The organism is Acinetobacter sp. 24-47-67 (assembly GCF_056779735.1).
Map to the genome: position 1 here is coordinate 1 of NZ_JBWYIK010000050.1, position 278 is coordinate 278.

At 43.2% G+C, this 278-nt stretch carries 1 protein-coding gene; it reads right to left on the minus strand.

What is annotated here, in order from left to right; translation table 11 throughout:
* A partial coding sequence (locus tag AC1M9K_RS14635) for a GA-like domain-containing protein (RefSeq protein ID WP_481589656.1) occupies positions 1–278 on the minus strand: 278 nt, incomplete at both ends.

Here is a 278-nt window from a genome sequence, read left to right on the forward strand (position 1 = left end):
GCTTAGCTTCTGCAGTTTGAACCGCTTGTGTTGCTGCTGCAATCGCGGCATCAACATCATCAGCAATACCATTGCTATCTGTATCGTTCACTGCTGGTACAACTGTATCTAAAGCATCTAAACGAGCATCTAAGCTATCTTTAGCTGCTGATTCAGGTAATGCATCTACCAAGCCTTGTGCTGTACCTTTCAATGCATCTAATTGATCTTTGATCGCTTGTAATTGAGCTTGCGTTGCTGGACTGATTACACCATTTTTAGCAGCAATTGCCTCTACC